This window comes from Bacillus salipaludis (assembly GCF_030938565.1).
Lineage (GTDB): Bacteria > Bacillota > Bacilli > Bacillales > Cytobacillaceae > Neobacillus > Neobacillus salipaludis_A.
In genome coordinates, this window is the sequence record NZ_JAVGVR010000001.1 from 1,635,629 (window position 1) to 1,656,717 (window position 21,089).

Annotated in this window: 27 protein-coding genes; 16 read left to right on the plus strand and 11 right to left on the minus strand. The window is 36.5% G+C overall.

Annotation, left to right across the window (positions count from 1 at the left end):
* Nucleotides 1–60: 60 nt before the first annotated feature.
* The 4 genes from RCG21_RS07945 (at nucleotide 61) to RCG21_RS07960 (ending at nucleotide 3,043) form a co-directional block, all read left to right on the plus strand.
* Nucleotides 61–885, plus strand: coding sequence for a 5'-nucleotidase, lipoprotein e(P4) family (locus tag RCG21_RS07945; RefSeq protein WP_235824916.1), 825 nt, complete (start codon nucleotides 61–63; stop codon nucleotides 883–885).
* A gap of 378 nt (nucleotides 886–1,263) precedes the next feature.
* Nucleotides 1,264–2,133, plus strand: coding sequence for a permease (locus tag RCG21_RS07950; RefSeq protein ID WP_133338486.1), 870 nt, complete (start codon nucleotides 1,264–1,266; stop codon nucleotides 2,131–2,133).
* A 14-nt stretch (nucleotides 2,134–2,147) separates the two neighbouring features.
* Nucleotides 2,148–2,762, plus strand: a complete 615-nt coding sequence (locus RCG21_RS07955) for a DUF1980 domain-containing protein (RefSeq protein WP_308913047.1) — start codon at nucleotides 2,148–2,150, stop codon at nucleotides 2,760–2,762.
* Nucleotides 2,759–3,043, plus strand: coding sequence for a TIGR03943 family putative permease subunit (locus RCG21_RS07960; RefSeq protein ID WP_308913048.1), 285 nt, complete (start codon nucleotides 2,759–2,761; stop codon nucleotides 3,041–3,043). Before RCG21_RS07955 ends, RCG21_RS07960 begins: the two co-directional genes overlap by 4 nt.
* A gap of 226 nt (nucleotides 3,044–3,269) precedes the next feature.
* Here the strand turns inward: RCG21_RS07960 and RCG21_RS07965 are convergent, their stop codons facing one another.
* Entirely contained in the window at nucleotides 3,270–3,782 is a 513-nt protein-coding gene (locus RCG21_RS07965) for a GNAT family N-acetyltransferase (protein WP_133338482.1), read from the minus strand.
* Nucleotides 3,783–3,931: 149 nt separating this feature from the next.
* On the opposite strand from RCG21_RS07965, the gene RCG21_RS07970 reads away from it, so the two are divergent.
* The 4 genes from RCG21_RS07970 to RCG21_RS07985 all read left to right on the plus strand — a co-directional run bounded on the left by RCG21_RS07970 (nucleotide 3,932) and on the right by RCG21_RS07985 (nucleotide 5,380).
* Nucleotides 3,932–4,180, plus strand: coding sequence for a LysR family transcriptional regulator (locus tag RCG21_RS07970; RefSeq protein WP_133338480.1), 249 nt, complete (start codon nucleotides 3,932–3,934; stop codon nucleotides 4,178–4,180).
* A gap of 82 nt (nucleotides 4,181–4,262) precedes the next feature.
* Nucleotides 4,263–4,517 carry a hypothetical protein gene (locus RCG21_RS07975; protein ID WP_308913049.1) on the plus strand — a complete coding sequence of 85 codons (255 nt, stop codon included), beginning with the start codon at nucleotides 4,263–4,265 and terminating at the stop codon, nucleotides 4,515–4,517.
* 19 nt (nucleotides 4,518–4,536) lie between these two features.
* Nucleotides 4,537–4,836 carry a hypothetical protein gene (locus tag RCG21_RS07980; protein WP_308913050.1) on the plus strand — a complete coding sequence of 100 codons (300 nt, stop codon included), beginning with the start codon at nucleotides 4,537–4,539 and terminating at the stop codon, nucleotides 4,834–4,836.
* A 145-nt stretch (nucleotides 4,837–4,981) separates the two neighbouring features.
* Entirely contained in the window at nucleotides 4,982–5,380 is a 399-nt protein-coding gene (locus tag RCG21_RS07985) for a FixH family protein (RefSeq protein WP_133338472.1), read from the plus strand.
* Nucleotides 5,381–5,456: 76 nt separating this feature from the next.
* On the opposite strand, the gene RCG21_RS07990 is transcribed toward RCG21_RS07985, so the two are convergent.
* From RCG21_RS07990 to RCG21_RS08000, 3 genes are all read right to left on the minus strand, one after another.
* Nucleotides 5,457–5,822 carry a cytochrome-c oxidase gene (locus tag RCG21_RS07990; protein ID WP_308913051.1) on the minus strand — a complete coding sequence of 122 codons (366 nt, stop codon included), beginning with the start codon at nucleotides 5,820–5,822 and terminating at the stop codon, nucleotides 5,457–5,459.
* Nucleotides 5,823–5,977: 155 nt separating this feature from the next.
* Nucleotides 5,978–7,234, minus strand: coding sequence for a DUF445 domain-containing protein (locus RCG21_RS07995; RefSeq protein WP_308913052.1), 1,257 nt, complete (start codon nucleotides 7,232–7,234; stop codon nucleotides 5,978–5,980).
* A gap of 114 nt (nucleotides 7,235–7,348) precedes the next feature.
* Entirely contained in the window at nucleotides 7,349–7,909 is a 561-nt protein-coding gene (locus RCG21_RS08000; RefSeq protein WP_133338466.1) for a DUF3939 domain-containing protein, read from the minus strand.
* A 107-nt stretch (nucleotides 7,910–8,016) separates the two neighbouring features.
* On the opposite strand from RCG21_RS08000, the gene RCG21_RS08005 reads away from it, so the two are divergent.
* Entirely contained in the window at nucleotides 8,017–8,703 is a 687-nt protein-coding gene (locus RCG21_RS08005) for a winged helix-turn-helix domain-containing protein (protein WP_308913053.1), read from the plus strand.
* A 130-nt stretch (nucleotides 8,704–8,833) separates the two neighbouring features.
* Here RCG21_RS08005 and RCG21_RS08010 read toward each other — a convergent pair whose 3' ends face one another.
* Entirely contained in the window at nucleotides 8,834–9,145 is a 312-nt protein-coding gene (locus RCG21_RS08010; protein ID WP_133338462.1) for a HesB/YadR/YfhF family protein, read from the minus strand.
* Nucleotides 9,146–9,391: 246 nt separating this feature from the next.
* On the opposite strand from RCG21_RS08010, the gene RCG21_RS08015 reads away from it, so the two are divergent.
* Both RCG21_RS08015 and RCG21_RS08020 read left to right on the plus strand, forming a co-directional pair.
* Nucleotides 9,392–9,649 carry a CGCGG family putative rSAM-modified RiPP protein gene (locus RCG21_RS08015; RefSeq protein WP_133338460.1) on the plus strand — a complete coding sequence of 86 codons (258 nt, stop codon included), beginning with the start codon at nucleotides 9,392–9,394 and terminating at the stop codon, nucleotides 9,647–9,649.
* An 88-nt stretch (nucleotides 9,650–9,737) separates the two neighbouring features.
* Nucleotides 9,738–10,073: a hypothetical protein gene (locus RCG21_RS08020; protein WP_133338458.1), complete on the plus strand. Its 336-nt coding sequence runs from the start codon at nucleotides 9,738–9,740 to the stop codon at nucleotides 10,071–10,073.
* 59 nt (nucleotides 10,074–10,132) lie between these two features.
* On the opposite strand, the gene RCG21_RS08025 is transcribed toward RCG21_RS08020, so the two are convergent.
* The 6 genes from RCG21_RS08025 to RCG21_RS08050 all read right to left on the minus strand — a co-directional run bounded on the left by RCG21_RS08025 (nucleotide 10,133) and on the right by RCG21_RS08050 (nucleotide 15,695).
* A complete protein-coding gene (locus RCG21_RS08025) occupies nucleotides 10,133–10,318 on the minus strand; it encodes a hypothetical protein (RefSeq protein ID WP_026574417.1) in 186 nt (61 codons plus the stop codon).
* A 112-nt stretch (nucleotides 10,319–10,430) separates the two neighbouring features.
* Nucleotides 10,431–11,783, minus strand: coding sequence for a hemolysin family protein (locus RCG21_RS08030; RefSeq protein ID WP_133338456.1), 1,353 nt, complete (start codon nucleotides 11,781–11,783; stop codon nucleotides 10,431–10,433).
* A 61-nt stretch (nucleotides 11,784–11,844) separates the two neighbouring features.
* Nucleotides 11,845–12,273 (minus strand): MerR family transcriptional regulator, encoded by a 429-nt coding sequence (locus RCG21_RS08035; protein WP_133338454.1) that lies wholly within the window; start codon nucleotides 12,271–12,273, stop codon nucleotides 11,845–11,847.
* Between the two features lie 158 nt (nucleotides 12,274–12,431).
* Nucleotides 12,432–13,739, minus strand: a complete 1,308-nt coding sequence (locus tag RCG21_RS08040) for a hemolysin family protein (RefSeq protein WP_308913054.1) — start codon at nucleotides 13,737–13,739, stop codon at nucleotides 12,432–12,434.
* A gap of 181 nt (nucleotides 13,740–13,920) precedes the next feature.
* Entirely contained in the window at nucleotides 13,921–14,463 is a 543-nt protein-coding gene (locus RCG21_RS08045) for a GNAT family N-acetyltransferase (RefSeq protein WP_026574421.1), read from the minus strand.
* Between the two features lie 101 nt (nucleotides 14,464–14,564).
* A complete protein-coding gene (locus tag RCG21_RS08050) occupies nucleotides 14,565–15,695 on the minus strand; it encodes a histidine kinase N-terminal domain-containing protein (RefSeq protein ID WP_133338450.1) in 1,131 nt (376 codons plus the stop codon).
* Between the two features lie 195 nt (nucleotides 15,696–15,890).
* On the opposite strand from RCG21_RS08050, the gene RCG21_RS08055 reads away from it, so the two are divergent.
* From RCG21_RS08055 to RCG21_RS08075, 5 genes are all read left to right on the plus strand, one after another.
* A complete protein-coding gene (locus RCG21_RS08055; protein WP_133338448.1) occupies nucleotides 15,891–16,115 on the plus strand; it encodes a FeoA family protein in 225 nt (74 codons plus the stop codon).
* Nucleotides 16,115–18,118 (plus strand): ferrous iron transport protein B, encoded by a 2,004-nt coding sequence (gene feoB, locus RCG21_RS08060; RefSeq protein ID WP_308913055.1) that lies wholly within the window; start codon nucleotides 16,115–16,117, stop codon nucleotides 18,116–18,118. Before RCG21_RS08055 ends, feoB begins: the two co-directional genes overlap by 1 nt.
* A gap of 21 nt (nucleotides 18,119–18,139) precedes the next feature.
* Nucleotides 18,140–18,295 (plus strand): FeoB-associated Cys-rich membrane protein, encoded by a 156-nt coding sequence (locus RCG21_RS08065; protein WP_308913056.1) that lies wholly within the window; start codon nucleotides 18,140–18,142, stop codon nucleotides 18,293–18,295.
* A gap of 104 nt (nucleotides 18,296–18,399) precedes the next feature.
* A complete protein-coding gene (locus RCG21_RS08070; protein WP_133338442.1) occupies nucleotides 18,400–18,858 on the plus strand; it encodes a helix-turn-helix transcriptional regulator in 459 nt (152 codons plus the stop codon).
* Nucleotides 18,859–18,974: 116 nt separating this feature from the next.
* Nucleotides 18,975–20,999: a transglycosylase domain-containing protein gene (locus RCG21_RS08075; protein ID WP_208025412.1), complete on the plus strand. Its 2,025-nt coding sequence runs from the start codon at nucleotides 18,975–18,977 to the stop codon at nucleotides 20,997–20,999.
* The last annotated feature ends 90 nt before the right edge of the window (nucleotides 21,000–21,089 follow it).

Below are 21,089 nucleotides of genomic sequence, written 5' to 3' on the forward strand. Positions count from 1 at the left end.
AAAGGAATGAATCCTTCCAGAGATTTGTCACATACTAATTTTGATTATATAAAGGAGGGAATAGCGATGAAAAAATTTACTGCATTCGTGGCAACGGCAGTCCTTACCATTTCGATATTTAGTACCAATGCTAGAGCACAAAATGTTGCGGACCCAACTGCTGCACTGCAAGACCAAAATACAATGTCCGTTCTTTGGTTTCAAAAAGCAGGAGAAGCAAAAGCTTTGTATTATCAAGGCTATAATGTTGGAAAAATGAGATTAGCTGAAATTCTGAAGAAAAAGCCAAAGAAAAGAGCGTTAAAGCCTGCAGTGGTCCTTGATATTGATGAAACGATATTGGATAACAGTCCGTATCAAGCGTGGAATGTGGTTACAGGAAAAGCCTATCCATTAAATTGGAATGAGTGGATTAATAGTGCTCAAGCTAAACCGCTTCCGGGGGCAATTGACTTTTTGAAGTATGCTAACTCCAAGGGTGTAGCAATATACTACATATCAAACAGAACTGAGGCACAAAAGGATGCAACGATTAAAAATTTAAAAAGTGTTGGAGCGCCACAGGCAGATGCTGCACATGTCTTATTGAAGCAGCCTGGGGAAAAAGGGAAAGAAACACGCCGTCAGCAAGTCGCGAAAACACATAATATCGTCCTATTGTTTGGAGATAACTTGGGAGATTTCAGCGGTTTCGATGATTTATCATTATCCGCTAGGTCACAGGCAGTTGACAACCGTCGTAATGAGTTTGGTAAAAAGATGATTGTTTTCCCTAACCCAATGTATGGGGACTGGGAAGGGGCGATTTATAATTATGATTTCAGTAAATCGGATGCCGAAAAAGCTAAATTAAGAAAAGAAGGGTTAGTTCCATACCAGCCATAGAAGAAAAGTACAGCCATCATCATTGGCTGTGCTTTTTTGTAATTCCAAGTTTTTTCATTCGACGATATTACTAAAGGAGAGTATAGTTGTTTCCATAAGTCTACAAAATTGTATCACTTAGTGTGTTTCTATTTATAATTTTTTTTTAATGTTATTTTAACTGTTATTTGGTATGCTTCTTAAAGTTTTTGTAAAATGACCAGACAACCTATGATTCTAATAGCCGATATATTTCTCGGGGGAATTCATCTTTTAATATAGGTATCTACTACTTATGGAAAATGAAAACATAACACTTTACTTTAATTTTTGATATGATAGAGGATGTTTTTTAATAAACAAAGTTCTTAATTAGTTGTTTCCACCAGGAGGAATTCCATGGACCGATTATTGCAATTAAATACAATTTTTATCAGCATTGTAATTGAAGCGATTCCTTTTATTATTGTTGGGGCGCTTGTTTCTGCACTTATTGAAGTTTTTGTTTCTGAAAATACGATTATTCGAATTATGCCTAAAAATAGATTCCTATCTGTTATAACGGCCAGTATAATTGGAGCATTATTTCCAGGTTGTGAATGCGGGATTGTTCCCATTACTGCACGTTTAATAAAGAAGGGGTTAGCGCCGTATTCTGCTATTTCATTCATGCTTTCCGCCCCGATCATTAATCCGATCGTTCTTTTCGCTACCTTTATCGCATTCGGTGATAGTTGGACGATGGTCTGGTACAGGGCAGGGTTGGCCATTGGCGTTTCTATTTTAGTCGGTATCATTCTTTCTTTTTTCTATAAGGAAACCCCGTTAAAACTGAACTATGTCGAACATACACATGATCATTCACAGCAAAATACCAAACAAAAACTAATTAGTGTTCTGACACATACTATTGATGAATTTTTAAGTGTAGGAAAATTTCTTGTTATGGGAGCATTAATTGCCTCGGCCATGCAAGTTTTTATACCAACCAAGATTCTTGTTACCTTAGGAAATACAAAAATTACTGCTTCATTGATAATGATGGCTTTGGCATTCATTTTATCCATTTGTTCAGAAGCAGATGCTTTTGTAGCTTCGTCTTTCAGAAATAGTTTCGCTCAAAGTTCCATTGTCGCCTTTTTAGTCTTTGGAGCCATGGTTGACATTAAGAACCTGCTCATGATGTTTGGTTCCTTTAAACCGAGATTTGTTATTCTTCTCATTTCTTTAATTTCGGGATTGGTATTTGTAGGTTCACTTCTTTTGTAAAGGATGTGGGATAAATGTATCGAATTGTGATTTTACTACTTTTCACAAACCTTTTTTTTATGTTGCACTCAACGGGAAACATCTCAAAATATATAAACCAAAAATATTCTTTCCTTTCATATAGTATGATATACGTTTTATTTTTCTTGACCATTGTGGAAGGGATTCGTTGGTATTTTGCAAGTAAGAAAAATGAGAGGGAACATCAACATAATTGTGATTGTCTTCATGACCATGACCACCATCACCATCATGGACACGGAGAGGGCAAGGAGAAAAAGTTCACTAAGAAAAAATTCAAAAAAGTCTTGGGATACACTTTTGTATTAATACCTGCTATATCAGGCGTTGTTTTACCTGTTGCTACTCTTGACTCCCAGCTAGTGGACGCAAAGGGATTTTCATTCCCTGCATTAGAGGACGGAAATGACAGATACGGGACCCACCAAGTTTTAAATCCTGATATGAGCAAATTCATGAATCAGGGCGACTTTCAAGATTTAGTCCATAAGGAGTCTAAATCCTATGTTGGAAAAAATAATATTGCTTTAACAGATAAAGACTTTTTAGTCGGATTAGAAGTTATTTATAATTTTCCTGGACTTTTGCTGGAAAAACGATCACAATGAAAGGATTTTCCTATAATGGCCCTGGATTACAATCGAATCAACTTTTCTTACTGCGGTTTGGGATCATTCACTGTGTGGCAGATTCCGGAGCCTTCGGAATGATGATTCAATTCCCTAAAAACATACACATTCCAAATGACCAATGGTATCAGGTAACAGGAACCATGGATACCGTTTTTTATCAACCGATGAAAATGAAAATTCCTGTATTAAAAGTGACGAGCTATAAAACCATTCCAAAACCGAATGACCCTTATGTTTACAGAAATAGTTTGAATTAGGAAGGATAGTTCTAGGCCCTCTGGGGTCTTTTTTTTATGATGAAAAAAACTTCCTGGTCGATAAAAAGTCTTTCCTGATATACTCAGCATAATATAAAGCTATCTTTCCCTTAATGAAAAGATAGCTTTTATCCTTATTTTACTTGCTGGAAAGCATAATCATATCTTTCCTCATTTTTTTGTTTTCAGTATTCCCTAAATTTTAAGCATCGTAAAGCATATTTTCTTATTCTTCCACAGGTTCTTTAGGTCCGATAAGTTCTAATTGATAAAAACCTAAGTCGAGCCATCTATTGAATTTAAAACCCGCCTTTCTTATTGTACCTGAATGAACAAAGCCAAAGTTTTTATGCATGGCAATGCTTTTTTCATTGGCAGTATCAATTCCAGCAATTAAAGTCATATACTCTCTTTCCCTGGCAATAGCGATTAATTCTTTCATTAAAGAAGTCCCAATGCCCTTTTTTCTGTATTCCTTATCAACATAAACAGAATGTTCAATTGAATATTTATAAGCGGGCCATGCTCTAAAAGGACCGAATGTCGCAAATCCAACCACTTTATTATCTTGTTCACATACTAATATTGGATAACCTTCATCCATCTTTTGTTCAAACCAAATTTGTCTGCTTTCAAGCGTTTGGGGTTTATATGAGTAAACAGCAGTAGTATTGAGAATGGCATCATTATAGATATTTAAAATGTCGACCAAATCTTTTTGAGTTGCTTCCCTTATCATTTTTTTCTTCCTTTCAAAATAAATTTTTCTTCCTATATCTGATTGTAGATTGTTCCATGCAAAACGTAAAATTCAACTTTTTAACTATTTGCTATAGGATAAAGTTATAGCAAACGATCCAACAAAATCAGTTAAGGTATGGTGAGTACATGTCACCCCAACAACTTCGATACATAGTGAAGATTGCCAAGCATAATTCTATTAGTCAAGCTGCTTCTGCACTTTTCGTAACACAGCCGAGTATCAGCAAAGCGGTGCGTGAACTCGAAAATGAGTTAGGGATTACTATTCTCGATAGAACGAATAAAGGCGTTGCCTTCACAAAAGAGGGCACAGAGTTATTATTTTACGCAAAAAAATCTTCTAGAACAAATGGAGTCTGTTGTCCATCATTTTAACAAGGAGAAAACAATAAACGTAACAAAGTTTTCTATTTCATCTCAACATTATGGTTTCGTTATAGAGGCTGTTGCAAATTTAATGGATTATTTTGCCGAGCGGAATTATGAGCTGGCGATTCGAGAGGGTAAGACGACTGATGTGATTGATGATGTGTATGCAAGCAGGAGTATTCTTGGAATCCTATCTCTAACCGATTTAAACAAGCATTTTTTTGAGCGTTATTTCACTTCAAAGTTACTAACATTTACTCCCCTTGCTTCATTGGAACAGCACGTCTTTCTACGAATAGAGCACCCTCGGCTCATCTCAAAAGCATTACATTGGAACAGTTAAAACCTATCAGCAGGACGATATGTTGCAACATTTTGCGGAAGAAGCCCTGAATGTAGACAATATCGGGAAACTAGTCTATCTCAAAGATAGAGGGGCAATGAATAATCTCCTATCAAATACGGATAGCTACAATTTGGGAACAGGCTGTATCGTGAATAATTACATGAACTCCAATATTATTTCTATTCCATTGGAAGGAGGCAATCTGATTCAAGTGGGCTTGGTGAAACGAAACGATGTGTTATTGCCAGAAGAGGTTCAAGTATATATTGATTTTTTAAAATTAAATTTAGAAAAATCTATGCCGAAGGAAATGTAAAGTAAGCGTAGGTTTGGAACTCTGAGGTTGTTTATCCTTTCTTATAGGATAGGTTCAATTAAAGTGAGATAAATCGTTTTGTTTCATGCCTAAATAATGGTAAGCTTTTAGGAGTTAGGAAAATGTTTTAATAAGGGAGATTATCATGAAAAAAATGATCATTGGATTAGCTGTATTGTTAGGGCTGCTTGCGGGCTGTTCGAATCAAAGTGGGTCTAATACCAATAATAGTAGTGAGCCACCGCAAGTGGTAGAGGTTGCTATCAAGTTTGTTCCTGAAAATATAACTACAAATGAAAAAGCAAAAATAGAAGCGGTCGTCACACAAGGAAAAGATAAAGTATCGGATGCGGATGAAGTAAAATTTGAGATTTGGAAGTCTGGTCAGGACAAGCACGACATGCTGAAGGCGAAGAATGAAGGGAAAGGGATCTACTCGATAACAAAAACCTTCAAGGACGAGGGCCAATACTATGTTACTGCTCATGTTACGGCAAGAGACATGCATACCATGCCAAATCAAAAATTTACAGTTGAAAAATAAAATTTAAAAAGGGCTGCCGGTAAATTGAAACCGGAGCCCTTTATTATAGTCATAAAAAATTAAAATTAGTTCACGATTACTTTCTTAAATTTTTTAAAATATTGATGGCGAAGAGGATAATCCCTAAAACCATTAACGTCCCCCCGGTTGCTACTGCAGGAGCCGCTGCTGTTGTGCCCGAAACCAAAAAAGCAAGACCAATCATCATGATTGGCAGGCTGATATTATGAAGCCAAAAGTGAACTTTTGCCATTGTCGTTTCTGCTGCGGCTGGAAAGGCAACATAAATAAGGCCCGCTAATGCCATTGACATCCATCCTAGTAAATTAATGTGGACGTGAACAGGTGTGAAGTCGAATTTTTCCGTCATGGACATATACATACCAATTAAGACCCCAATGACAAAATACACAACAGAGATTTTGATAAACTTAATTCCCATTCTTCATCCTCCTTTTTACTTAAAAATAATGACTACAGTAGTAAATATGACTTAGGAATTTGAAAAAGAACTGACAATTCACATGGACGAAGTTATTTTTTATAGGTAGATTGTAGGAGAAAATAAAAAGCTGCCTCTAAAGGCAGCTTTTTAAACTAAAAGAATGATCTCAGGGCGACTAAAACTAAACCAATTAAAAATCCGCAAACCGCTCCATTCACGCGAATCCATTGCAGGTCTTTTCCTACATTCGTTTCAATCATGTTAATCAGCGTTTTATCATCTAATTTTTCCAGGTTTTCTTCGACCAATTTTCCAATTTTTGAATGATTTTTATCAACAAAGATGGAAATCTGTTTCTTAATCCAGTTTTCAGCCTGTGCGATTTTTTCTTCATTTGATTTAAAATCATTTAATAAATGAGTTAAGAACGGTAAAAGGTACGTATTAAAAAATGCTGGGTCCTGAATAAAATCGATTGCCTTTTGCTTAAATTGTTGAAGAAAAGAAACAATCTTTTCTTCCGGTTCCCAATCCGTCACTAGTTTTTCCCTCAAGCTGTTTAGTTCAACTATCAAATTTTCATCACTCTTGATATTTTGTAGTTTATCGTTTAATGACATTAGGAGCGTGACTCGATTTTGATTATAAGGATCCCGAAAACTATCTACACCTTTTTGAATGAGGTTTTGAATGATATTACCCAACTTTTCTTCATTAACTAGATTGCTAAATGACTTTAATGCAAATTGCATAAAACCATCGGCTTTAATATTTTCGATTGCCTCAACTGCCATTCTCCCTAAGCGGTCCTTAGTGGTATCTTTTCCGGCCCATTCATCTACTTCATTTAAAATATAATCAAGAGCTTTTTCATCATATTTTCGTTTTGTTAATTCATCGATGATCACGGGAAGATAGACTCCCATATCCAAACGATTAATCAGCAGTTTAACTTCTTTTTCTACCAGTGGGGCTATTTTTTCGACCTTTACTTTTTCAATTAAGTAGTGAATCCCATTAATGATATTCTTTCGAGCTGAAGCTGTTTCTAGTTCTATTTCGGCAATGCCTACTAGTTTTTCCATGAAAGGGATGACTGCAACTTTTTTACGAATGCTTTCTTTTGTCAGCCAGTCATTTTCAAGCATGGAGATAATTGCGGCGATAATTCTTTTCCTATTTTTCGGCAGTAAGGCTGTATGTGGGATTGGAATCCCTAATGGGTGCCGAAAAAGGGCGGTAACAGCAAACCAGTCGGCAAGACCGCCTACTAATCCCGCTTCGAAGCCGCCTTGGAGCAGCATGCCCCAAATCGAAGATTGAAATGGAATGGTCGCCACAAAACCAACTGCCATTATAAGAAGTGATATGGTTGCTAACCGCTGTGATTTTTTCTTGCGTGTGAACATTTTCTAACTCCTTCATATTTAACCTTATATATTCTTCTAAAGCTATTATCTCAAGAAAGCTGTAAAATGCAATTTTTCAAACTTGAAACAGGCCGAAAAAAACTCCTCTTCCCATTAAGAGGAGCTGCCTGATTCCGGTTTTACATGTGTAATTAAGCCGTCCAGTTTCGTAATATAGAATTGTATGTCCGGAATCTCTTTAAGATAGTGGTGCTCCAGTAATTGATAATAATTTACTCGACGTTCAGAGTCAAATTTTAGCATTGGATATTCTTTATGTTCTTTTACATATTGATCAACAGCCTTTTGAACGAGATCCATCACAGGTGGGATATGCTTTTCGCTTTCTTCGAATAAATCATAGGTTTCCTTTGACATGTAAACATTTCTTGAAGGAGTACCTCCCAAAATAGGGGCGATATGTTTATGGTCGATACTGTGGTCATCACGGACAAGTATAGTCCGGTACACACCTTTTGGTAATTGATCAGAAAACTTTCTCACAGCATGACGGATTTCTTCAAGCGTTACATCAATGAATGGGAATTGGGTAGTATCATCATCGCCTTGTTTCACAGTTTGATTTTTCACGTGTTTGTTGCCGGTTAAACTTCTAATAAGTCCAATAATCCCGATAAATATAAGGATTCCAACAATAAATATTAAAAATTTCATCTTATCACCCCTCTATAGTATATTATAGTTTTAAAATTGCTATAGCCTTTAAATGAATTTTTCAGTAAATTGGAGATAAGCGATTTTTTTAAAGGCAGGTGACTCGTATGAAGATACTAGTGGTTGAAGATAACGAGAGTGTATGCAGTATGATTGAGATGTTTTTTATGAAGGAAGGCTATCAAGGGGAATTTGTACATAATGGCCTGGAAGGGTACGACCGCTTCCGCGCAGGCGATTGGGATTTACTCATTCTTGATTGGATGCTCCCGGGAATGGATGGGGTAAGTCTTTGCAAGAAAATTAGAGAGGTAAGCAATGTCCCGATTATTCTCTTAACGGCAAAGGATACTGAATCTGATCAGGTGTTGGGATTGGAAATGGGGGCAGATGATTATGTGACCAAACCTTTTAGTCCGCTTACCTTAATGGCAAGAATAAAAGCAGTCTCCAGAAGGTTCAAACAGGATATTAGCATCCATGAAAGTCCGTATCTAGAAACAGAGCATTTCAAGATAAGTAAGGAAACAAGGGAAGCATTCTTAAATAGCGAAAAAGTTACAAGTTTAACACCGAAAGAATTTGATTTATTATTTTTCTTTATTCAAAATCCCCGCCAGGTTTTTTCACGTGAACAATTATTAGATAAAGTCTGGGGCTACCAATATTATGGGGATGAACGTACGGTGGATGTTCATGTGAAACGATTAAGAAAGAAAATTGGCACAGAGGAACAGCCGTTTATCCACACCATTTGGGGTGTTGGCTACAAATTTGATGAAAACACTAATTAGTTTACACAAAAAGGTATCCGTGAAAATTCATGGATACCTTTATTTAGGCTGTTTAAAATGGTCTGTTGATCTCCGCTCCAATCAACATAGTTACAAAATGAGCTTTACCTTAGCCTTTGTTTAAGAAAGGTTAATTCAAAATCAATTTGTCTTGTTCGCTGTAGCTGACCTTCAGCTCTTCTAGTCGGTCATCTACAGATAAAAGGGTCTGAGTATCCTCAAAAAACCAAACGTCATTTCCTTCGACAAAAAAAGTAATTCCATTAACCTCTTTTGAATATCCTGCATTTGCCGGTATTTCAGCTGAAAAGGCAAGGCTATAGCCTTTATGTTTCAGACCAAAGCCGGCATATTGAGGAAACATCCGAATACTGAATGGTTTGTTCAGCTCGAATTCTTTTGTAAACCAAGCGGCAGCTTTTTCATCAATTGTTATGAACATATTTATGCACCAACCTTTTCTTAGTTTATAGATCTATTTTTTTAACCTCTAGTGAAAGACTATAATTTTTTTTGAATATTGCCTGTGATATTAGGCACGAACATTGTTTAACTGGATATTTTTAAAAAAATGTTCAAATTTTTGTTTTAAAAAGTTCAAATATGTGAAATAGAGCAACAACTCTGTTTTAATTAACTGTTTTAATTAAAATAAGATATCATTTTTTTTTCAATGGAGGTCTTGAATATGGATAAAGATTGGACGAAGGACCTTGAGCATGATGAATATGAGCAGGATATTGATTTGATTCTCAAAGATGCATTACAGGCAGTGGAGGATACAAAGGAGGGCTGTTTTGTTAATCTTGTTACGTCTGAAGCTTTTGGGAACCCTGTTGATTATTTGCAGCCCCTCTTAGAAAAGATGTACACCAATAAAGTGAAAATAAAATTTATTGATCAATGTGGATGCGGGGGATATGTACTAAGGGTATGGAAAATTTAAACAGTGTTGATTGTTGCTGTTATTGTAACATATTAATAGTAAAAATGATGATAAAATGGGGTTACTTTAATAAAAGGGGTTTTTGACAATGGAACAAAAGCTTGAGAAATTGACTGAAAACATGAATGATATTAAAACATTAATCCATACATTTAATACAACATTAGAAAATATTGAACAGAGACTATCAAGATTAGAAAAGGTAGACAGTATTGAACATCGTGTAGCGGTAAACCAAATTGACCTTTCAGATATAAAGGACTCGCTTCAGCGCATTGAAGAGTTACAAGGTACAGTAATAGAAAAAGTGGCGAAAAAACACGAAAACACGGAGGAAATTCATTACATTAACCGCCGGCTGGATACGCATCTGATTAAAATTGCGAAAGCTGAGGAAGAAATTATTATGTTAAAAGGAAAATAAAGAAAAAAGATCAGATTGCAGTTAATCTGATCTTTTTCCTTTCTGTTTGGTGTATTCGGTTACATTTTTTTAAATAATGCTTTTACACCTAAATATAGGATTGCGAGAGCAAATACCAGCATAGCAAGTGCCCCAACGATATCAAAGAACGGTGTAAGGCCAGCTAAGAATGATACGGCTGGTAAATGAACCAACGCATATCCAGCTAAAATAGAAACTAAAAATAAAATTGCTAAATCCTTCATTTTTCATCCCCTCCTTATGAGTAGAATATGCTTGAGTTCAAAAAGGGGGACTAGTTGAATACACATAAACAAAAAAACAGACCATTTAACTATGGTCTGTTTGGCAGGTTTTCTAAGATAGTACTTCAGATTTGGATAAAGCGATTTTTTGAACAGTCTGTTCGCCTTCACTCGCATTTTTCGTTACTTCAACGTATTTAATATGATGTTCTTCCATATCAAGGATTTTAAAGGTATAGGATTCATGAAGGACGATGTCGCCTTCTTTTGCGTCGTAGTTTTCAGTGAGAATCCAGCCGCCGATGGTATCTACATCTTCATCCACAATTTCGACACCTAGCAAGTCATTTACCTCGCTGACCAACACCTTTGAATCTATGATATAATGATTCTCATTAATTTTACGGATCATGGGAACTTCGTCCATATCTGTTTCGTCGCGAATTTCGCCAACAATTTCTTCAAGGATATCTTCAACGGTCACAAGTCCGGAGGTTCCACCGTATTCATCCATTAGAATGGCCATATGCATCCGGTCTTTTTGCATTTTTACAAGTAAATCATGAATAGGAATGGTCTCGATTACTCGAATGATCGGGCGAATAAAGTGTTCCAATGTTTGTGAGGAAGGTTTTTCGTTTCCAATCAAATCTGTTGTCATTTCTTTAATATTCACAAGTCCTATAATATGATCTTTGTCCCCATCAATAATTGGATATCTAGTGAATTTTTCTTCCCGTAAGACCTGTAGAAACGTTTCTAAAGTATCATCCTTGGACAAAGAGACAATTTCAGTCCTCGGAACCATGATTTCCTTTGCAATCCGATTATCAAATTCAAAAATTTTATTTACATACTTAAACTCAGATTGGTTAATTTCACCACTTTTGTAGCTTTCAGATAAGATAATTCGGAGCTCTTCCTCCGTGTGGGCAATCTCAGTTTCAGAGACAGGCTTTAAACCAAAAAGGCGGGCTGTAACTCGAGCTGATCCATTTAAGGCCCAAATGACAGGAAACATCACCTTATAAAATAAGATAAGTGGTCGTGATGTAACCAGCGTAATCATTTCAGCTTTTTGGATCGCTAATGTTTTCGGTGCAAGCTCTCCGATTACAACATGTAAAAAGGTAATTGCTGCAAATGCAATACCGATTGACAGTACATGGGTGACGCTTTCAGGAACATGCAATCCAAGGAATAATGGACGCAGTATTCTTTCAATCGTTGATTCCCCAAGCCATCCTAAACCGAGGGCAGTAATGGTAATACCCAATTGGCATGCAGATAAATATTCATCAAGATTTGATATTACCTTTTTGGCTGAAATTGCCCTTGAATTACCTTCTTCTATCAACTGATCGATTCTTGTGCTTCGAATTTTAACTATCGCAAACTCCGAAGCTACAAAAAAAGCTGTCAAAGCAATTAAAGTGGCTATAATAACCAAGTTAAATATGTCCAAATAAGTTCCCTTAGCTCGTTTTTAGACGAGTAAGGAGTCACCTCCCAATTTTATACAAAAATTAATTTGGTACTTTCAAAAGAGATTTTAATAATGTAGTTCTTAATAAACTAAGATTATTGGTTAATTTTTCTCTTTGTCCGTCATCCAATTTTTCCAAGAGCGGAAGAAGGTCAAATAAATCATTGTGAAGTTGTTTCATTTGCTGTGTGACAGACAATACGTATTTCTCAACTTCTGAATCAATGATTTTCTCTTTCTTAATATCTAACTTTCTTCTAATCTCGTCCAATGGATAATGCAAACTCTTACATTCCTCGATAAACTGTAAATCCTGTAATGAATCTTCGGTATATATACGGTAATTGGATTTAGAACGTTGAGCACTTAAAAGGCCAATCGATGTATAATAGTCAATTGTTCTTTTAGATACATTCGCTCTTTCTGCTAGTTCCCCGATACGATAGACAGCCCCATCATACCACCTCAATTATTTTTAAAATTAACAATAATTATAAATAAATTAAACCATACAGTCAAACGTTTCGGTTGCAAAACGGGTTGATATTATCATTTTATGGTAAAGTGTCGAATATATGAATAGTTAAATCGAAATATTCAAATAATTTTTGCCGCGATTACGCCTTCCTATTCAGAAGGCGCTTTTGTCTTCGTTACATCAATATAAAGGATATGATGACCTTCGATTTCATTTATTTTGAAAATGAATCCATCTTTTTCAATGTAATCTCCTTTATGTACATCAAACTTTTGGGTTAAAAACCAGCCGCCGATGGTATCAACATCCTCTTCTTCAAGCGTTGTCCCTAATAAATCATTTACTTCACTAATAAGTACCTTTCCATCTAAAATAAAATGATCTTCGGCTTTTTTCTGGACCAAAGGAAGTTCATCGATATCGAATTCATCGCGAATCTCTCCAACAATTTCTTCAAGGATATCTTCAACCGTCACAATACCTGCTGTTCCTCCATATTCATCCGATAAAATCGCCATGTGGGATTGACATTTTTGCAGTTTCACTAATAATTCTTGGATGGGAATGGTTTCAATCACATGAATAACGGGTTTTAAATAGGTTTTTAAGGGTTCCTGTTCATTGCATTTTTGTTGGATGCAATCCACCAAAACCTCTTTAATATTCACAATCCCGTAGATATTGTCCTTATCTCCGTCAATTACGGGATATCGGGTATATTTTTCTTCCCTTACTGTCTCAATGATCTCTTTCATAGTTGCATCCTTTGACAGTGCGATAATCTCTGTTCGCGGAACCATGATTTCTTTCGCAATTCGATTGTCAAATTCAAAAATTTTATTAACATACCGATATTCCGACTGATTAATTTCACCGCTTTCATAGCTCTGTGAAAGAATCATCCGTAGTTCCTCTTCCGAAAGTACCATGTCATTCTCAGATACAGGTTTTATCCCAAAGAGTCCGCTTACCAAACGTGCGGAACGATTTAGTATCCAAATAAAAGGATACATCAGTCGGTAAAACCAAATGAGAAGGGGAGCAAAAAGTAATATAATATCTTCTGATTTTTGAATGGCAATTGTTTTTGGTGCCAATTCACCAATAACTACATTAAAAAAAGTAATGATGAGAAAAGCGATAATAAAAGATATGACCTGTTTAAAGGAAAAAGGCAATTCAATCCGATCAAAAATGGGATCTAAAATTTCTCGAATGGTTGGCTCCCCCAGCCAGCCTAAGATTAATGATGTGATGGTGATTCCAACTTGGGTTGCAGATAAATAACCATCCAAATTTGTAATCACCTTTTTAGCAAGTTCTGCTTCTTTTTTTCCCTCAGATATCAATTGGTCGATTCTTGTAGTCCGAACATTAATCATGGCAAATTCCGAAGAAACAAAAAATGCTGTGAATGCAATGAGCATTGCTATAACCAATACATTTATCCAAACCATTGAACACCTTACATCGGTAAGGCAGCCACCTCACTTACAATTTACTCTGTGTATACATTATATCCTCTAATTACATTTTCTACTTGACAATGGTCAAGAAACCTTAACTATATTATTTCAAAAAAGGGTTTTAAGGGCAAATAAAAGAACAACTGCCTATTTAGACAGCTGTTTTTCAAATTTATCCCGCCCATTCACGGGCAAGCTTACTATAAACAAAGAGATCATGGAAACGTCCGTATAATTGCTCTCCATCTCTGATAATTCCTTCTTTTACGAATCCAAGCTTTTCAGGAATCGCGCGGCTTTTTGTGTTTTTTATGCCGCAGCGGATTTCAACCCGATTTAAACCTAATTGAAAAAAAGCATAATTTAAGATTGCACGGACTGTGCGAGTCATGATGCCATATCCTTCTGCGTTTTTAGATAAATAATATCCAATGCTTGTAAAACGATTATGCCAATCGATTTGCTGTAGACCAATAGAGCCAACCAGTTCACCTTTATAGAGAATTCCGGCATATAGGCCATTATTTTCAGCAAATTGCTGGAGCCAGATGGGGATGATCTGTTCGAATTGAATGGGAGATGTCATGCTGTCCACCCACGGCAGCCATTCCCTTAAATGTTCTCGGTTTTCTTCCACTAACTGATACAGCTTTAATGAATGATGAGGCTGAAATAATTGAAGCTCAATTTCATGATCTACCTTTAATGTAAACATGTCTTCTTCTCCTGATTTTTTAGTACATCATATGCAGGGAAGAAAAATTGGGATATAAAAAAATCCCAGTGCACAAACTGGGATTTAATAAACTTGTTCGTTTAATTTTCTACATTAATAGGCAAGGTAATGGAAAAGGTCGTTATGTCAGGTGAGGAATAACAAGCCAGGCTTCCTTTATGTTTCTCAATGATTTCTTTACAAACAAATAGACCAAGTCCTGTTCCAAGCGTTTTAGTGGTAAAGAAAGGTTCAAATATGGTCTTTTGCAGTTCAGCCGGTATCATGGGTCCGTTATTGGAGATGGCCACTTTAACAAAATGTTGATCTTCTACTGAACTACTAATGGAAATCGTTGGCTGAGAATGACGATGATGATTGAGGACATCAATCGCATTAAAGATAATATTGATGAAAACCTGCCTAATTTCATCCGAATATCCAATAAGAGTTAAATCCTCTCGTAAATCATTTTTAATTTTGACTTTACTGTCGAGAATACTTGGATAAAGAAAATTTAAAACATCCTCAATTAATTTATTTAGCTTGAAATATTCCTTATCTTTCCCGATAATCTCTTTTTTCGATAAAAGCAGGAATTGGGAAATCCGGAAATTAAGCTGATCTAACTCGCTGGAGATAATATCTAAATAACGCATATTTGGAAAATCAGCCTTTAATAATTGAATAAACCCTTGAATGGATGTAAGCGGGTTTCGAAATTCGTGAATAAAGCTGGATGTCATTTGTCCAAGGAGGGTCAAACGGTCTTGGTGGGTGGAATCAATAAACCTTGTCTTTTCTTCGATAATTTGATTTTTTGCCTCTGAATAATGGGATGCGGCAAAGAAGATAAACTTATCGAAGCAAAAATTGATCTTATTGATGGATTCCTGTAAATCTGGCCATTCCAAGCCTGTTTTTCCTAAATAACTATATAAAACAGATCGGCCAAGATTTACATTATAGACAAAATCTCCAATGTTGACATCTGCATTTACTCTTTCCTCAGAAACTTCAATGGCCAGCTTATGAATTTTTTCGATAAGCTCCTCTTCAGTCAGTTCGTTTATATTAATAATTACATTAAACAGTGCTTCCCCATTCGCACGAATTTTCATTTTATAGGGGTCCCCATTTGAAATAATAATTAATTTTTCCCATTCTTCTATCAAACAATCTTTATTTTTTACAAAAAAAGCGAGTAAATCTGACTTTACTTCAGATAACATGCTGAATTTTCCCCCTAAGGTCTTAATACCATTTAATTCGCTGATAAAGGGGAAAATTCCTTTTTGATAAAGACTGAAATTTTTTTTCGAACTTTTGTCACATTTTTTTAATGCAGATGGGCTAATGTTGGTGATAAAATAATCTTATATATAAAGATAATCATTCTCAATTAACATTTATAAAAGGGTGATAACATGTTTGGATTGTTAAAAGCAGGGGATAGAGGAAAAATTATTGATGTATCACATGTTGGTCACCTTGTTCAAAGACGCTTGCTTGACTTAGGCATTACAGAAGGCTCTGAAGTTTGTGTCAAATGCGTAATGCCGTTCGGTGGACCTATAATGATTGAATCCTGCGGACAGTGTATTGGGATTCGCCGCAAGGAAGCCAATCAGATTGAGGTGGAAAAATTATAATGGAAATCGCTCTTATTGGTAACCCCAATACCGGGAAAACCTCATTGTTTAATAATCTAACAGGATCCTATGAGTATGTAGGGAACTGGAGCGGTGTAACGGTTGAAAAAAAGGTAGGGGTTTTTAAAAATAATATTGGCAGATTAATAGATTTACCTGGTGTTTATACTTTAAACCCTCTTTCAAAGGATGAAGGGGTTGTTACTTCTTTCTTTTTAAATGAAAATGTTGATCGTTTGCTTAATATTTTAGATGCCTCTCAGTTAGAAAGAAATTTACATTTAACGCTGCAACTGCTTGAATATGAAAAACCTGCATTAATTGGTTTAAATATGATTGATGTTGCAAGGAATCGCGGAATTCAAATTGATGTACACAAGCTTTCAGAAATTCTTGGCGTACCTGTTGTACCTGTTGTAGCAAGAACTGGGAAAGGCTGCGACCGGCTGATTGAAGAAATTGGTACAGAAGCATTTCAATCGAAGCAAAAAAATCTAGTTTTTTACGGGGATGTAATCGAAAAAGCTATACATGAGCTGACTGCTGAAATTACAGGTAAAACAGAACATTCACCACGATGGCTTGCTTTGCAATGGTTGGAAGGAAATGAATATGTAAAAGCTTATTTATCACAACTGGTAAGTACTGAGAGACTACAGGAGATTTTAACCAATGTGGAATCACAGCTTCTAAAAGATCACGATGTAAAGTCACTTCCAAACTATATTTATATTAAAAGAAAAGAAGTAATTGATAAAATTATTTTAACTTCGGTTAATAAAAATGAGGCGCATGTTCCATTATCAGAAAAAATAGACCTGATTGTCACCAATCGTTTTTTCGGAATGCCAATCTTTTTACTGCTTATGTACTGCATGTTTATGTTGACGTTTGATTGGCTCGGTACACCTTTATCGGATGGGCTGGATGCCTTGATAACAGGGCCGGTTACGGTCGGAATTGAAAAGGTATTAAACCTTATTCATGCATCCACTTTTATTCAGGATTTGATTTTGCAAGGGTTAGTGGCCGGTGTTGGCGGAGTTCTTGTGTTTGTTCCGCAAATTTTTATTTTATTTTTCTTTATATCCTTGTTAGAAGACTCCGGGTATATGGCGCGTGTTGCCCTAGTTATGGACAGGATTATGGAGTCTGTTGGATTAAACGGTAAAGCGTTTATCCCGATGATGATTGGATTTGGCTGCAATGTACCGGGAATCATGGCAGCGAGGACGATTGAAACACCACGGGAAAGACTTTTAACCATTTTGCTGACACCGTTAATGTCCTGCTCGGCTCGTTTACCTGTTTATGCTTTATTTGTCGGCGGCTTTTTTGTTGGGAATAAGGCATTGATTGTTCTTAGCCTCTATGTACTTGGAATTGTCGTGGCATTAATTTTAGCGAAATTGTTTTCTACTACCATATTAAAATCGGAAACATCGTTATTTGTGATTGAGCTTCCGCCTTATCGGCTTCCACAATTTCAATCCTTATGGAGGAGTACATGGGATAAAGGGAAGGGATTTGTTCGGAAAGCAGGGACCTTTATTTTTGGCGGATCTGTATTTATCTGGCTTTTATCCTATGCAGGTCCAAGCGGTTTAAAAGTTGATATGGACCATAGCTTTTTAGCAGCCATTGGGAATGTCATTGCTCCTATTTTACATCCAATTGGATTTGGAACATGGCAGGCAGCAGCCTCATTAATCACAGGATTCCTTGCAAAAGAAGCGATTATCTCAACGATGAATATTATCTATTTTGTTCCTGAGAATGCCACTTTACAGGGGCTGTTGGCCAATTATTTCACACCTCTTTCCGCTTACAGTTTTATGGTGTTCATCTTGTTGTATATCCCATGTTTAGCAACTGTAGCTACAATTTTTAAAGAAACAGGTTCAAAGAAATGGACTGTTTTTTCAATGGTTTATGCATTAACGATTGCTTATGTCTTAGCTTTAATCGTTTATCAAGGTGGAAAATTAATCGGACTTGGATAAACTTTATAGGGGATGAAAAATATGATTGCGAGTATTGTCATTGGTGCAGCAATATTTGGATATGCATCTTTTGCAGTAGTTAAATTCATTAACAAGTCTAAAAAGGGAAAATGTGCTGCGTGTGAACTTCGTAAATCCTGCACGAGTGGATGCGGAATCCCGTCAGAAACAAAATAATCCTATTTAAAAACTGTTATCAAGAATGATAGCAGTTTTTTACTTTTAAAAGTGAGAAATCTTGTGTAAAATTACACTAGAGTCCACCGAAGGAAGGGTTTCAAGTGACCAGGGAAGATATTATAAAATTAGTTTCTGAAAAACTCCGTTTGATCCGTACGGAAGCGGGTTATACACAGGACAAAATGGCTGAAATAATTGGTGTGTCCAAGAAAACACTGGTACAAATTGAAAAAGGAAGAGTTCTAGCCAACTGGTCAACAGTAGTAGCCATCTGCGCACTATTTAGGGAAACGGAAACCGTTCAATTTTTATTCGGGAACGAACCGCTCGAGGTTCTTGAGACGGTAGCGCGAGAAGGAATTGATTACCGAAAAATGAAAACTTTAGGCGGCCGTATTTGGTGGCGGGTCGTTACAAAGAAAAATGAATTTATTCTGCAGCAAAATATTCTTAGTAAGCACTTTCGAATATTGGATTCAAAGAATTATCGAATCTTTAGCAGTTTTGATGAAAAACTCTCAAGAAAACGTTTTAAGGAACTAACAAAAAACGATGATTAAAGTAAATTTAAAGACGGGATCCCCCGTCTTTTTTAAATTCAATGAGTAATTTTCATACTATCTGGGTAAAAGAAACTGATGCCTATTTTGGTATTTTTTATATCAAGGAGCCCATAATGAAAATTCATGATATTTGGAAAAATTGGAAGAGATGGCATATGAGTCAGGTGACAGTTTTATCGGTTTCTACGATTGTCCTGGGCTTTTTTGGATTCTTACATTTTTATGCAAAGGATGTTGATATATCGGCACTGAAAGATGAACTTCCTCAACCAACTGTTTTTTATGATCAAAATAACCATGTAGCAAGTAAAATATCGGCAAATAAAAATGAAGGGATTTCGATTAAGCAAATTCCCGAATCGATGAAAAACGCGGTAGTGGCCATAGAGGACCATCGATTCTATCAGCATCATGGCGTTGATTTTATCGGTACTTCAAGAGCATTGGTCCGTGATTTAAAAGCGGGCGGGCTAGTAGAAGGCGGCAGTACCATCACCCAGCAATTAACAAAAAATACGTTGCTCACCTCACAAAAAACATTAAAGCGAAAAATAGAGGAAGTTTTCTTAGCACTTAAGATTGAGAGAGAATACTCCAAACAGGAAATCCTTCAAATGTACTTAAACAAAATTTATTTTGGAGATGGAGCGTGGGGAATTAAACAGGCGGCGGCTAAATATTTTGCTAAGGATGTAAAGGATCTTTCCATCAGCGAGTCCGCTTTACTTGCGGGTTTAATTCGAGCCCCTTCCGCATTAAACCCCTATGAACATATGGAAAAGGCAATAAAAAGACGAAATCTTGTTTTATATGAAATGAAAAAACAGGGATATCTTTCAAATCGACAATTTTTGCAAGCGAAAACAGAAAAGGCTGTTTTGAATGATAAGGGCAGCGATCCTTTCCGAGGAAAATATCCTTACTATGTGGATCGGGTTTTAGATGAAGCAATTAACCTTTATGGCCTCTCACAGGATGAATTATTAACAGAAGGATATCGAATATACACAGAACTTGACCCGTCTATGCAAATGGCAATGGAAAAAGTCTATCAAAATGATGCTTTATTTCCGAATGGTCATGATCCGCTCTTGCAAAGCGGAGGTGTCCTTGTCGATCCGAAGACGGGCGGTGTCCGGGCTCTTGTTGGGGGAAGAGGGGAACATACATTTCGGGGCTATAACCGTGCATTCCAATTAAAGGCACAGCCCGGTTCTTCACTTAAGCCAATTGTGGTTTATACCCCGGCACTTGAAGAAGGCTGGAAGGTTACGGATATGCTGAAAGATGAGCCAATGAAGTTCGGTGATTATGAACCAAATAATTATGATTTCAAATATGCCGGTGAGGTTCCGATGTATGATGCGGTTAAAGACTCTAAAAATGTCCCGGCAGTTTGGTTATTAAATGAGATCGGGATTGATAAGGGAATTGATTCGATTAAAAGGTTTGGGCTCCCACTAGAAAAAAATGACCACAGTCTTGCCATCGCTCTCGGGGGATTGGAAAGAGGGGTTTCCCCAATGAATATGGCGGAAGCCTATACGACTTTTGCCAATAATGGATACCGGGAAAAAACACATGTGATTAAAAAAATCGTCAATGCGGATGGAAAAGTTGTTGGCCAATGGAAAGAAAAAAAGATAAGGGTGACAACCAAATCGGTAACAGATCAGATGACAACGATGCTTCTTGGTGTTGTGGAACAAGGTTCGGGCCGTGGTGCACAAATACTGGGAAGGGAAGTTGCTGGTAAAACAGGTTCTACTCAAGTTCCGCTTAAAGGAATCTCGGGGGTCAAGGACCAATGGTTTGTTGGCTATACTCCACAACTCGTGGGGGCCATTTGGGTGGGCTATGATAGAACAGATAAAAGTCACTATTTAACTACAACAAGCGGTACGGGTGCGGCGATTGTTTTCCGTGAAGTCATGAAAGACGCCCTAAAAAATTTACCTGCAGAAAGTTTTCATGTTCCGCATATCTCTACTTATATTGAAGAGAGAAAACGGGAAGAAAATAACTTTTTCCATCAGTTTAATAATGAGGTGAATAAGTGGGAAGAAAAATGGAATCAACAAAGGGAAAAGTGGAAAAAGAAATGGAATAACCGCCATGGTAATGGCTGGGGCTATTAATAAAAGGTACGGTCCAATCCGTACCTTTTATTTTTATTTTTCTGGATGTATGATGAAAATATCCTGTTATGTAGATGAATAAAAATAGAA